At 63.9% G+C, this 12,482-nt stretch carries 15 protein-coding genes; 7 read left to right on the top strand and 8 right to left on the bottom strand.

From position 1 onward, the window contains the following. Window positions 1-7: 7 nt before the first annotated feature. A complete protein-coding gene (locus tag AC0L28_RS20280; protein ID WP_287259194.1) occupies window positions 8-655 on the bottom strand; it encodes a hypothetical protein in 648 nt (215 codons plus the stop codon). Between the two features lie 194 nt (window positions 656-849). Here AC0L28_RS20280 and ftsE point away from each other — a divergent pair, with 194 nt between their 5' ends. The 3 genes from ftsE (at window position 850) to AC0L28_RS20265 (ending at window position 3,289) form a co-directional block, all read left to right on the top strand. Next, complete coding sequence (ftsE, locus tag AC0L28_RS20275; RefSeq protein WP_023797212.1) at window positions 850-1,509, top strand: cell division ATP-binding protein FtsE; 660 nt, start codon at window positions 850-852, stop codon at window positions 1,507-1,509. After that, window positions 1,502-2,488: a cell division protein FtsX gene (locus tag AC0L28_RS20270; RefSeq protein ID WP_128168726.1), complete on the top strand. Its 987-nt coding sequence runs from the start codon at window positions 1,502-1,504 to the stop codon at window positions 2,486-2,488. The genes ftsE and AC0L28_RS20270 overlap by 8 nt, the downstream gene beginning before the upstream one ends. An 81-nt stretch (window positions 2,489-2,569) precedes the next feature. Beyond that, window positions 2,570-3,289, top strand: a complete 720-nt coding sequence (locus AC0L28_RS20265) for a YdcF family protein (protein ID WP_287259196.1) — start codon at window positions 2,570-2,572, stop codon at window positions 3,287-3,289. 24 nt (window positions 3,290-3,313) lie between these two features. Here AC0L28_RS20265 and AC0L28_RS20260 read toward each other — a convergent pair whose 3' ends face one another. Genes AC0L28_RS20260 through AC0L28_RS20250 form a run of 3 tightly spaced genes read right to left on the bottom strand, consistent with a single transcriptional unit; the run spans window position 3,314 to window position 5,001 of the window. Beyond that, window positions 3,314-3,946 (bottom strand): pyridoxamine 5'-phosphate oxidase family protein, encoded by a 633-nt coding sequence (locus tag AC0L28_RS20260; RefSeq protein ID WP_287259198.1) that lies wholly within the window; start codon window positions 3,944-3,946, stop codon window positions 3,314-3,316. A gap of 12 nt (window positions 3,947-3,958) precedes the next feature. Beyond that, on the bottom strand, window positions 3,959-4,429 hold the full coding sequence (locus tag AC0L28_RS20255) for a nuclear transport factor 2 family protein (protein WP_023797208.1): 471 nt from the start codon (window positions 4,427-4,429) through the stop codon (window positions 3,959-3,961). 20 nt (window positions 4,430-4,449) lie between these two features. Further along, window positions 4,450-5,001 carry a carboxymuconolactone decarboxylase family protein gene (locus AC0L28_RS20250; RefSeq protein WP_023797207.1) on the bottom strand — a complete coding sequence of 184 codons (552 nt, stop codon included), beginning with the start codon at window positions 4,999-5,001 and terminating at the stop codon, window positions 4,450-4,452. 106 nt (window positions 5,002-5,107) lie between these two features. On the opposite strand from AC0L28_RS20250, the gene AC0L28_RS20245 reads away from it, so the two are divergent. Continuing rightward, window positions 5,108-6,019, top strand: coding sequence for a LysR family transcriptional regulator (locus AC0L28_RS20245; protein ID WP_128246090.1), 912 nt, complete (start codon window positions 5,108-5,110; stop codon window positions 6,017-6,019). A 111-nt stretch (window positions 6,020-6,130) separates the two neighbouring features. Beyond that, window positions 6,131-6,925 carry a lysophospholipid acyltransferase family protein gene (locus AC0L28_RS20240; RefSeq protein ID WP_023797205.1) on the top strand — a complete coding sequence of 265 codons (795 nt, stop codon included), beginning with the start codon at window positions 6,131-6,133 and terminating at the stop codon, window positions 6,923-6,925. Between the two features lie 25 nt (window positions 6,926-6,950). Here AC0L28_RS20240 and AC0L28_RS20235 read toward each other — a convergent pair whose 3' ends face one another. The 3 genes from AC0L28_RS20235 to AC0L28_RS20225 all read right to left on the bottom strand — a co-directional run bounded on the left by AC0L28_RS20235 (window position 6,951) and on the right by AC0L28_RS20225 (window position 9,357). Further along, window positions 6,951-7,568: a LysE family translocator gene (locus AC0L28_RS20235; protein WP_473479823.1), complete on the bottom strand. Its 618-nt coding sequence runs from the start codon at window positions 7,566-7,568 to the stop codon at window positions 6,951-6,953. A gap of 147 nt (window positions 7,569-7,715) precedes the next feature. Continuing rightward, a complete protein-coding gene (locus tag AC0L28_RS20230) occupies window positions 7,716-8,663 on the bottom strand; it encodes an aldo/keto reductase (RefSeq protein ID WP_473479820.1) in 948 nt (315 codons plus the stop codon). Window positions 8,664-8,778: 115 nt separating this feature from the next. After that, a complete protein-coding gene (locus AC0L28_RS20225; RefSeq protein ID WP_023797202.1) occupies window positions 8,779-9,357 on the bottom strand; it encodes a gamma-glutamylcyclotransferase in 579 nt (192 codons plus the stop codon). Between the two features lie 116 nt (window positions 9,358-9,473). Here AC0L28_RS20225 and AC0L28_RS20220 point away from each other — a divergent pair, with 116 nt between their 5' ends. Together AC0L28_RS20220 and AC0L28_RS20215 are read left to right on the top strand one after the other, a co-directional pair. Next, a complete protein-coding gene (locus AC0L28_RS20220; protein WP_287175418.1) occupies window positions 9,474-10,472 on the top strand; it encodes a DUF2125 domain-containing protein in 999 nt (332 codons plus the stop codon). Between the two features lie 53 nt (window positions 10,473-10,525). Then, window positions 10,526-11,449 (top strand): sugar kinase, encoded by a 924-nt coding sequence (locus AC0L28_RS20215; RefSeq protein WP_287175420.1) that lies wholly within the window; start codon window positions 10,526-10,528, stop codon window positions 11,447-11,449. Window positions 11,450-11,540: 91 nt separating this feature from the next. Here the strand turns inward: AC0L28_RS20215 and AC0L28_RS20210 are convergent, their stop codons facing one another. Further along, window positions 11,541-12,476, bottom strand: coding sequence for a prephenate/arogenate dehydrogenase family protein (locus AC0L28_RS20210; protein WP_287259204.1), 936 nt, complete (start codon window positions 12,474-12,476; stop codon window positions 11,541-11,543). Window positions 12,477-12,482: the final 6 nt, after the last annotated feature.

Here is a 12,482-nt window from a genome sequence, read left to right as displayed (position 1 = left end):
ATCGCCGCTAATTGGCGAAGGTGACCGAGACGGTCTTGACCCCGTTTCTAGGCACGTCGAGCCGGCTGGAAAAGCCAAATCTTTCGCCGGGCGCCAGCGAACGGTTAAATGTCGCCAGCCTATAACGGGTTGTGCGCCTGTCATTGCCGGTGACCCGGACTTCCAGCGGTGGCAATGGCGACGGGCTGGCGCCGTCATTCGCGGCCTCGCCACCGACGAACAGGACAGGTTGCGGCCCGGACGCATCGATACGCGACGTAACGCCTGAAATGGTCAGGGCAGCGCCCGCTTGTCGCGCCGCCAGAAGAAGCGGCGTCTGGCGCACCAGCGCGTGCCCGCCCGAGATCCAGAAGGCTGCAAACGCGGCACTGAGGCCGGCGATCCAGAAGATCGGCCCGCCGCGCGACGCCCGCAGCCGTTCCATCGCCGCTACCGGCTTGCGCAGCATGTCCATGCCTTTGAGCGATGGCGTGGTGATCACGCGCAAAAGCGGCGGTGAAACGCCCGTGCTGGCGGTTAAACGCGGCAGCACCTCGTAGTCGGCGTCGACGATGTCACCAGGCGGATCACGCATGATGCGTTCCGGCGCAGGATTTGCGGCCGTATCGGTCATGATTTCGCCGGAAACCGGGCGCGCGGTTCGATCGTCAGCCATCGCGGCCTCAGCACTTCGCACTTGTTCGCTCTTCGTTTCTTATGCGTAAACGGAAATGGTTAACGTTTCCCCCGGAAACCCCTTGTGACGCGCCCAAAAAACCCCAAAATTAACCGCCGGTTAACCATGCCGGCCGATGGTCTTTTCTCAGAGAAGGCTGCCTCGTCGCCGCCGCAAGTTTCAGGTCGTCGAACGTGATCCGCTTCGAAAATGTCGGCCTCCGCTATGGCATGGGTCCGGAAATCCTCCGCGACATTTCCTTGCACATACCGGAGCGCTCCTTCCAGTTCCTGAGCGGCCCTTCGGGCGCCGGCAAGACGACGCTGCTGCGGCTTTTGTTCATGTCGCTCAAGCCGACGCGTGGGCTGATCACCATCTTCGGCAAAGACCGCTCGCGCATCTCGCGCGCCGAGCTGCCGCATCTGCGGCGGCGCATCGGCGTGGTGTTCCAGGACTTTCGCCTGCTCGACCACATGACGACCTATGAGAATGTGGCCTTGCCGCTGCGCGTGCGCGGGCGCGAGGAGGCCAGCTACCGCACCGATGTGACCGAGCTCTTGAAATGGGTCGGCCTTGGCGAGCGCATGCATGTGCTGCCGCCGGTGCTGTCGGGTGGCGAGAAGCAGCGCGCCGCAATCGCCAGGGCGCTGATCGAGCAGCCCGAAATCCTGCTTGCCGATGAGCCAACCGGGAATGTCGACCCGCCGCTGGCGCGACGCCTGTTGCGGCTGTTCATCGAACTCAACCGGCTGGGCACCGCCGTGGTGATCGCAACGCACGACCTCGGCCTGATGGAACAGGTCGACGCACGCCGCATGATCCTGTCCGGCGGAAGGCTGGATATCTATGACTGACCTTTCCGCTCGCCATGTCGAAGACCAACACGCTGACAGGGCTGGGACGCAGCGCGTTCAGCGCAAGATGGCGCCGATCGTGCCCGCCCAGAACATCGCCGGCCGGGCGCTGGTCCTGGTGATCGCCATCATGACATTCCTCTCCTGCCTGACCTTCGGCGCGGTGACGCTGGTGCGCGACACCGCCTCGGTCTGGGAGAACCAGATCTCACGCGAGGCGACGATCCAGATCAAGCCGATGGACGGCCTCGACATCGAGGCAGCACTTGCCCAGGCCTCGCAGATCGCCGGCGAATTCCCTGGCGTGAAGAGCGCCAGGATCGTCGACCGCGATGCCACGGCGCGGCTTTTGGAACCCTGGCTGGGTTCGGGTCTCAACATCGACGAGCTGCCGGTGCCGCGTCTGATCATCGTCACCATAGACGAGACCAACCCTCCCGATTTCGCCGCAATGCGCGCCGCGATCACGCCGAAACTGCCCAGTGCCTCGCTTGACGACCATCGCACCTGGGTCGACCGGCTGGTCGCCATGGCCCGCACCACGGTGACCATCGGCATCGCCGTGTTGGCGCTGATGCTGGCGGCAACCGTGCTGACCGTGGTGTTCGCGACGCGCGGCGCCATGGCCGGCAACGGCCACATCATCGAGGTGCTGCATTTCGTCGGCGCCGAAGCGCGCTTTATCGCGCGCGAATTCCGCCACCACTTTCTCGTCACCGGCATGAAGGGCGCCGCCGCCGGGGGTGCGGCGGCGGTGTTCGTCTTCATCGTCTTCTCGTGGTGGTCGTCGCGAAACATGGCGACGCCGCAGGCCGATCAGGCGACCGCCCTGTTCGGCAATTTCGCCATCGGTTCGGCGGGCTATCTCGGCGTTGTTCTCATGGTGCTGGTCATCGGTGCGCTGACGGCGGCAACCTCCCATGTCACCGTCGTCACCTATCTCAGCGACATCGATGTCCGCCAGCCGGACGCAGGGTGATCACGAATAGAGAATTAGCGTAACGAAATTTGTGCTTTCCGACCTACTAAACGCCGTATTTCGGAGTTAACGATAAGGACGATGGACGCGCGCGACTCGACCGGAATGGCTGGACAGTTGCCCTTGGTGATCACGCGTTCTAGCGAGCGCGTCAAGCCCCGCCGATTGGCGAGCGCGCTACGCATCTCAGCTTTCTTTCTGCTCGTGCTGGCAACGTTGTTTGCCGGCGGCTTTGGCTGGTTCGCCAGCACCGTCAGCCGTCTCGCGACGCCCGCCAATCCGGCAAGGGCCGATGCCATCATCGTGCTGACCGGCGGCCATTCGCGTCTCGACGCGGCCATGGGCCTGCTGGCGTCCGGCAAGGGCGAGCGGCTGCTGATCAGTGGCGTGCATCCTTCCGCCAGCCGCCGCCAGCTTCAGGTCGCGACCCGCGGCGACAAGGAATTGTTTTCCTGCTGCGTCGACATCGACCGTGCCGCGCTCGACACGATCGGCAATGCCGAGGAAAGTGCCAAGTGGGTGGAAGACCACGCCTATGGCACCGTGATTCTCGTCACCAACAACTATCACATGCCGCGCAGCCTGCTGGAAATGGGCCGGCTGCTGCACAAGGCCAAGCTCGAGCCCTATCCGGTGGTCAACAGCAATCTTGGCAATGGCGGCTGGCTGACCAAGCCGAGAGCCTTGCGCGTGCTGTTCACCGAATACAACAAATATCTGCTGGCGCTGGCGCGCGGCATCGTGCCGGTCAAGCCAACGCCAACCGGCATCGCGCTGGCCGAGGTTGTTGCGCCGAACTGAGCCGATCTGGAACCGGCAGCGCTATCATTCCTTGAGCGTGGCGCTTGAGACGCTGCGCAGCCGCGCGATCTCGTGTTCGAGACGTTCGATACGCTTGTCCCGCTCAGCCAGCGCCGCCGCCGCATCGGCCGCTTCGAAACGCTGTGGAATGTGCTGCGGGCAATTGGAATCCCAGGCCGAAACCGTGAACAGGATGATCTGCTCCGGGCGCGCCTTGTAGCCTTCCGGCATCAGCTTCGCCATCAGTTCGGCGTCCTGCTCGACGACCCGCGCGGTGCCCCAAATCTTGATGCGCTGCCGATGCGCATAGTCGATCAGGAACAGGAAAGCGCGCGGGTTGTCGTCCAGATTGCCCTGGGTGATGAATTGCCTGTTGCCAGAGAAATCGACGAAGCCGATCGTCCGCTCGTCAAGCACCTTGAGGAAGCCGGCCGGCCCGCCGCGATGCTGGATGTAGGGCTGGCCCTCACCATTGGCCGTCGACAGGAAGACGCTGGTCTGCGCCTCGATGAAGGCGGCGAGATCGGGCGTGATATCAGCTTGCCAGCTGCCGCGCTGTTCGACGCGGGCATAGGCCTCGCGTGAGCCTTTGCGGGCCTGGATCGCCTTGACGGTTGGCGTAAAGGCGACATCGCTGGTGAAGACTTGAGCATTCATCGAAAGCCTCCTTCAAAGGCCGAGTTCCGATAGAGAGGGATGACCGTCCGGCCGGCGGCCAAGCGGCCAATGATATTTGCGGTCGGCCTCGAGGATCGGCAGGTCGTTGATGCTGGCGATGCGCAGGCGCATCAATCCAAGCTCATCGAACTCCCAGTTCTCATTGCCGTAGCTGCGAAACCACGAGCCGCTGTGGTCGTGCCATTCATAAGCGAAACGCACGGCGATACGGTTGTCGCGGAAGGCCCAGACCTCCTTGATGAGCCGGTAGTCGCGTTCGCGACCCCATTTGCGTGTGAGGAATGTCTGGATAGCCTCGCGCCCTTGCAGGAACTCGGCCCGGTTGCGCCAGCGGCTGTCGATTGTGTAGGCAAGCGCGACCCGTGCCGGATCACGGGAGTTCCAGGCATCCTCAGCCATGCGTGCCTTCTGTGCGGCGGTCTCGGCGGTGAATGGCGGGAGCGGCGGGCGGCTTTCAGACATGGGAACTCCTTGCGACTGACTCAGGCTGCCCTGCGGGCAGAAACGACCGGAAAGTCGATTTCCGTCCTGGCGACCTCATTGACATAGTTGGTCCAGACATTGAGAGCGACATGCTGGACGATCTCGATGATCTGCGCATCGTCGTAGCCTGCGAGCCTGACGGCGCTGAGATCCTCGTCACCGATATGGCCGCGGTCGCGCGCAATCTTGGTGGCGAAACGCACGGCTGCGGCGGCCTTGGGATCGTTGGAACTGCCCGCGCGATTGGCGACCATTTCGGCATCATCAAGCTTGGCGAGATTCTTGCCGAGATAGGTGTGAGCGGAAAGGCAGTAGTTGCAGCCATTGACCTCGGCAACCGCCAGAGCAATGCGCTCGCGCGTCGGCGCGGGCAGTCGGCCTTTGGCAAGCGCTCCAGACAGGCTGAGATAGCCTTCAAGCGCAGCCGGGCTATTGGAAACAAGCCTGAAGAGGTTAGGCACGACGCCGAGTTGCTTCTCGACGGCATGTAACATCGGCTGCGACGCAGCAGGCGCGGCCTCTATGGACGCTGGTGTAGGGATACGGGGCATCGGCATTCCTTCTCGTTGATCAGCTCGCCGCCAAAACATGGCCCCTTCCATCGCTCGGATGTAGATGCCATATTTGCAACCTATCCTTCCATTTTCCGTGAGAAATATGGATCGCCTCGAGGCCATGTCGCTTTTTGTCGCCGCGGCGGAGGCCGGCAGCCTTTCGGCCGCCGGACGCCGTTTCGGCATCCCGCTTGCAACGGTCAGCCGCAAGGTCTCCGACCTGGAGCGGCATCTGAAGACGCGTCTTCTGAATCGCTCGACGCGGCAGCTGACGCTGACCGACACAGGTCACGCCTACCTCGCTGCCTGCCGTCGCATTCTCGACGAGGTCGGCGAGGCCGAGCGGACTGCCGCCGGCGAATACAGCGCCCCGACAGGCGAACTGATCATCACCGCACCGATCGTCTTTGGCCGCCTGCATGTGCTGCCGGTCGTCACCGGCTTTCTCGCTGCCTACCCCGACGTGGCTATTCGGCTGATGCTTGCGGACCGGATAACCCAGTTGACCGAGGAGCACATCGATCTCGCCGTCCGCATCGGCCAGCTTCCCGACTCCAGCCTTGTGGCCACCCGCATCGGCTCGATCCGGCGCGTTGTTTGCGCGAGCCCGGCCTATCTGGCCGAGCACGGCACGCCGGAGGCGCCGAAAGACCTCGCAGCACACAACTGCGTCACCTTCGAGGGGCTCACCGCTCCCGCCGCATGGACTTTTGCCACGGGCAAGACCGACCTCACCGTTCCGATCCGCTCACGACTTCGGGTCAACACCGCGGAAGCGGCGATCGATGCCGCGATTGCCGGCATCGGGTTAACAAGGGTGCTTTCCTACCAGATCGCAGCTGCAGTGCGGTCGGGCACCCTCCGCACCATGCTGGAGGCATTCGAGCCGCAGCCATGGCCGGTCAGCCTGGTGCATGCCGGCAATGGCCTGCTGCCGGTGAAACTGCGTGCGTTTCTCGATTTCGCCGCCCCACGCCTGAAGAAACGGCTGGTGCAAGAGACGTGGCAGGCCTGACGAACGGGCCGCGGCTTCATCAAGGCGGATCGATCTCCGGCCATCGCACGGTTTCCTTTTTGCCCGCGCTTGGTGTAACCAACGCACACCTCCTCACCGGGCTCTTCCTGCATGCTTTATGTCCGCTCGCTGGCGTTCAACTTCGTCTTCTACGTCAATCTGATCGTCCAGATGATCCTCTGGACCCCGTACTATTTCCTGTCTCCGCGCCACCGTGCCTGGTTCGTGCCGAAATTCTGGTCACACACCAGCATGTGGCTCTATGACAAGATCGCCGGCACCAAAAGTGAGATCACCGGCCAGGAAAACCTGCCCGAGGGTTCCTTCATCCTGGCGCCGAAGCACCAGTCCTTCTGGGACGCGATCGCCTTTTTCCCGTTCCTGCAGGATCCGATCTACATCCTCAAGCGGGAACTGACCTGGATCCCGTTCTTCGGCTGGTACATCCTGAAAATGCGGATGATCCCGGTCGACCGCGGCAGCCGCTCGAAGGCGCTGAAAGCGGTGGTCGCCGCGACCAGGCAGGAGCTGGCGCGCAATCCCCGCCAGCTGATCATCTATCCCGAGGGCACGCGCCGGGCGCCGGGCGACGAGCCGGCCTATAAATACGGCATCGTCGAGCTCTATACCCAGCTTGGCATTCCGGTGGTGCCGGTCGCCCATGTCGCCGGCCTCTACTGGCCGCGGCGGAAATTCCTGCGCTATCCCGGCACGATCAAGGCCCGCTTCCTGCCGCCGATCCCGGCGGGTTTGGGCAAGCAAGAATTCATGGAACGGCTGATCGGCGAGACGGAAGCCGCCTGCGACCAGCTGCTCATCGAGGCGTCCCAGGCGCCAAACCCGCCGCCAATGCCGCCGACGGCGGTGAAGCGGCTGGGGGAACTTGGCTCCGATACCCCGACCTGACCATCTAAGCTTGCGGCACTGTCCCCTAGCGAATCACAGCCAGCGCCGTGGTCAACACCAGTGTTGCCGCGAACGTCAGATTAATGATCCGCGAGGCCAGCGGCTTGCGCAGGAACCGCGCAAACGCTGCCCCGGCGAGAAGCCACAGGACATGGATGGCGACGATCATCGAAGCGAGGACCGCCAACCTGAGCCCTGCATCGAGCTCACCGGCGGACGACGTGCCGGCAAATACGGCGGCAATCGCCACATAGGCTTTCGGGTTGGCGACGGCCAGAAGAAACCCGCCGAGGAATGTGGGACGCGCCGCCCCGCCGCTACGCACGGCCAGAGGCGGGGCCGTTGCTATCTTGAAGGCGAGGTAGAGGATGTAGGCTGCGGATGCCACTGCCAGGAGCGGTGTGAGCGTCGGCACAGAGGCGAGCATGGTCGTAATGCCCGTCGCCACGACCAAAAGCACGGCGACCGTACCAAGAATGATGCCCGAGGCATAGCGGAGCGCATCGCGCAGGCCGAAGGCGGCGCCGACGGCGGTGACGCTTATCGTCGCCGGCCCCGGACTGCCCATCACAACCGCCGATGCCAGCACAAGCGCGAGCAATTGCTGCCATAGTTCCGGATGGGAAAAGACCTGTTCGGCCATCTGTATACCAGTATCCAGGCGCGATGCCGGCAAGGGTATGGCAGGGCACACCAGGGCGTCTTGAACGATCGTGCAGGGAGCCTTCCGGCGCAGGCCACGCAGGGTTCTTGGCTGCTGTTTGATCAAGCCGCCGCTTCGCGCTGGCGTCTATGCGCTCGCGCTGTCGAGCTCGGCGATATCGTCCGGACTGAGCACCAATGATGCGGCGCGGACGAGGCTGTCGACCTGGTCCAGCGTCGTGGCGCTGGCGATAGGCGCGGTGACTGCGGGCCGCGCAGTCACCCAGGCGAGCGCCACTTCCGCCGGCTTGGCCGAGTGACGCGCCGACACAGCGTCGAGTGCCGCCAGGACGCGCGTGCCGCGCGCGTTGAGATAGTTCTTCACGTCGTCGCCACGCGCGCTTTTGCCGAGATCGGCTTCGCTGCGGTACTTGCCACTCAAAAACCCCTTGGCGAGGCTGAAATAGGTGATGACGCCGATATCCTCGGCCATGCACAGATCGCGCAGCGGTCCATCGAAAGAGGCGCGATCGTAGAGATTGTATTCCGGCTGCAGCACCGAATAGCGCGGCAGGCCCCGCAAGCTTGCCACGTCGAGCGCGGCGCGCAACTGGCCGGCATCGAGATTGGAGGCGCCGACGTGGCGGATCTTGCCCTTGTCGAGCAGCTTCTGATAGGCGCCAAGCGTTTCCTCGTAAGGGGTGGCCGGGTCGGGCCAGTGCGACAGATAGAGATCGACGACATCGGTCTGCAGCCGCTTCAGCGACGCATCGATGGCCTTTTCGATATAGGCCGCGGAGAGATCTTTCCTGCCCTGCCCCATGTCCGACCCGACCTTGGTGATCACCACAACCTTGTCGCGATTGCCGCGGCTTTTCATCCATTTGCCGATGATCGTTTCGGATTCGCCGCCTTTGTTGCCGGGAACCCAGCGCGAATAGGCATCGGCGGTGTCGATGGCGTTGAGGCCGGCGCCGACGAACCGGTCGAGCAGGTCGAAAGAGGTTTTCTCGTCGGCGGTCCAGCCGAAGACGTTGCCACCCAGAACCAGCGGCGCGAGGGACAGGTCGGTTTGACCGAGACGACGTTTCTGCAAGACTGATCTCCGTGGGGAATGGAAAGAAGCGGGCGAAAAGCCCCGTGACCGGCTTAACCTATGGCGGGCCGCACCAACGTCAAAGGGCCGGCCGACTTTTCCACCGACCAGCGCTTCACAAAGGCGCGATCCGTTTCGCCACCTCTTCCAGCCAATGGTCGCGGATCCCCAGCGCCTCGAGGTGCTCCAGCGTGCTGGACACATAGTCCTCATTCTTTCCCGACTGGCCGACGGCGCCGCGAACGACGCTCGCCGCATCGGCCGCATCGAGCGCACCGGCATATTGCTCGTGGGTACGGTCGACGACATAGGCGACAGCCTCGACCGTCTCGCCTCCGTCCGTCTCGCCGCCATTCTCGCCCCAACCCTTGTCGGCCTCACGCGTGCCCCCCTTGTCGAGGCGAATGCTAAGCATGCGCTCAAGATAGACATTGGTGACCAGTTCGCGCTCGCGCAGATAGGTGATGACCTCGTTGCGCAGATCGCCGGGGACGCGGAAAGCCAGCCCGATGCAGGAGCCGCCACGGTCGAGGCCGAGCACCAGGCCGGGCCGTTCGCGCGTGCCGCGATGCACGAAGGAGTAGACGCACAGCGAGCGGCGATAGCCATGGAGGCGGGCCCGCCGCGTCTCGACATGCGCAAATCCCGGCCGCCAGATCAGCGAGCCGTAGCCAAAAACCCAAAAATCGCCCATATCGCCAAGCCTGGTTGCAGCACCGCACTGGAATCGGTGTTTTTTCAATCCGTCTCCGTCTACCCGATCTTGCCGGAAACGACACCTCTGCAACACGCGCCAACGAGAGCCGCAGCATGACGTCAAATGACGAACGCCCGCCGAATTTTCTCCGCCGGCTGTTCTGGCTCGGCGTTTTCATCGTCGTGCTGTTTGGCCTCTACAGCGCCGGCTGGTTCTACCTGGCAGACAAGGTCAAGAGCGAAGCCGGCAAAGCGGTGGCCGAGTTCAACGGCAATGGCATCGAGGCTGACTGCGTCAATCTCACGGTCAGCGGCTACCCCTTAAGCTTCGCCGTTACCTGCGACAGCCTGGCTTATCAGGACGACAGCAGGAACGTCGCCGCCTCGCTCGGCAGCCTCAAGGCAGTCACGCACATCACCCAGATCCTGTCCCCTGGCGCCGACCTGCAGGGGCCGCTCAGGACCGCCGTGCCGGGGATGGCGCCGCTGTGGATCGACTGGGATAATCTGCGAGCGAACGTCAAACTGTCCTGGCCCCTGCCCCGGCGCGTTTCACTGGAGGCAGAGGCTCTGTCAGCCCAGACCGATCCCGCCGATGGCACAGACCCGGTCGAGCTGTTCAGCGCTGGGACAGCGGTCGGAGAATTGCGTCCGAACGGCCAGGACATCGACTATGCCGGGGGTTTTACCGATCTCGAAATCGATCCGGGCGCGATCGATGGCCGCGTGCTGCCGCCGCTCGACGGCAGCGGCGACGTGACGCTGAAGAACGGCGTGGCGCTGATCAAGACACAAACAGAGAGCCTGCGCGGCCAGGCGGTGGATATCGGCAAGCTCGATCTGTCGTCGGGAAGCGCGCGCGTCACCGTTTCCGGGCCGGTCTCGGTCGATGCCGACGGGCTGATCGACGCCGATTTGATGATCAGGCTCAGCGATCCGAAGGCGGTGGCGGAAATCCTCGGCAAAGCCATTCCCGAGCAGAAGAGCCAGATCAAAACCGGCTTTGCCGGGCTGGCGCTGCTTGGCAACGAACCGTCGATGCCGCTCAAGATCGTCAAGGGCAAGGCCTCGCTCGGTTTTATCCCTCTGGGCAGCATCAAGCCGGTCGATTAGGCGATGATTGCGAACCTCCAGTTCGGAAAGACTATGGCCAAACAGGAAGATAGATGAACCGCCCGGTGAAGCTCCTGAGTGTTGGCGCGCTGACGCTCGATACGATCCTTCGCGTCGACACGCTTCCGGCGCGTCAGGGCAAGTTCATCGCGTCCGACGGCGTCCAGATCGCCTCGGGCATGGCTTCGAGTGCGGCCTGCGCCGCACGCCGCCTCGGCGCGGAGGTATCGCTGTGGGCGAGCGCGGGAGACGACCTCGTCGGCGATCAGCTGGTCGCAGGCATTGAGGCCGAAGGCGTCGATTGCAGCTTTGTCCGGCGCGTCGCCGGGGCGCGGTCGGCACTGTCGGCCATCCTGGTCGACACGCATGGCGAGCGCATTATTGTTCCGTTCTATGACAAGCTCGCGCAGGCCGACCCCGAAGCGCCCCCCACTGAGGATCTCACCGCATTCGACGCCGTCCTGGTCGACGTGCGCTGGCCGGGCGCGGCAGCTCTGGCCCTGACGGCGGCGCGCGCAAACGGCCGTCCAGCCATACTCGATGCCGACACCGCGCCACGGGCCGTGCTGGAACGGCTGTTTCCGCTCGCCTCGCACATCGTCGCGTCGGAGCCGGCGGCGTTCATCCTCTGCGGCGAGGAGCAAGGCCCGCAGGAGGCCTGTGAAGCGCTGGCCAGACGCACCGATGCATTCGTAGCGGTGACCGGCGGCGCAGCGGGAAGCTGGTGGTTCGACCACTCGGTGGCGTCGGTGCGCCATGTCGCGGCGCCAAGGATCAAGGCAGTGGATACACTTGCCGCCGGCGACGTGTTCCACGGCGCCTTTGCCGTCGGGCTGGCCGAGGCGATGCCGATCGAACGGACATTGCGGTTTGCCAGCACCGCCGCCGCGCTCAAATGCCTGCGCTTCGGCGGCAGGCTGGGCGCGCCGGACAGGGCCGAGACACTGGCGATGATGGCAGCTCACTGGCCGGATTGAGCGCGAGGCGGCCTTCAAATCGGATGGTACCGCCCTCTATCTTTTGCTTGAGCATCGGATTTCACCTAAAACCGGTACGGGGTCCGATGCTCTATCCCTTGGCCGGATGCTCGACTGCCTGCCGGCCAAAGTCCGGCACGTCGATGTCCTGGCCGGCCTCGATGATCGAGCGGCGCACGGCGCGGGTGCGGGTGAACAGGTCGAACAGCTTTTCGCCGTCGCCCCAGCGGATCGCCCGCTGCAGCGAGGCCAGATCCTCCGAGAACCGCGCCAGCATTTCGAGGATGGCATCCTTGTTGTGCAGGCAGACGTCCCGCCACATCGTCGGGTCGGAAGCGGCAAGGCGCGTGAAGTCGCGAAAGCCGGAGGCCGAATATTTGATGACCTCGGACTTGGTCACCGACTCCAGGTCGTCGGCGGTGCCGACGATGTTATAGGCGATGATGTGCGGCAGGTGCGAGACGATGGCCAATGTCATGTCGTGATGCTGGGGATCCATCGTATCGATGTTGGAGCCGCAACGGCGCCAGAATTCCGAGAGCTTTTCCAAGGCGGCCGGATCGGTGCCGGGCAACGGCGTGAAGATGCACCAGCGGTTTTCGAACAGTTCGGCAAAGCCGGCGTCCGGACCCGATTTTTCAGTGCCGGCCAGCGGATGGCCGGGAATGAAATGCACGCCGGCAGGCACATGCGGCTGCATCTGCGCGATGACGGACGCCTTGGTCGAGCCGACATCGGTGAGGATGGCGCCCGGCTTCAGCGCCGGCGCGATTTCCTCGGCGACCTCGCCTGAAGAACCGACCGGCACCGAAACGATGACCAGGTCGGCATCGCCGACCGCCTCTTTCGCATCAGTCGTGTAGGAGGAGCCGAGGCCGAGTTGCTTCGCCCGCGCCAGCGTCGTTTCGCTGCGCGTCGAGATGGCGACGTGACCGGCAAGGCCTCCCCGATGGATGACGCGGGCCAGCGACGAGCCGATCAGGCCGATGCCGACCAGCGCGATCTTTTCGAACATCGGTGATGTCATGGTGTT

The organism is Mesorhizobium sp. WSM4847, assembly GCF_055811335.1.
The sequence above is the reverse complement of the archived record's forward strand: the minus strand, read 5'-3'. Positions and strand labels throughout refer to the sequence as shown.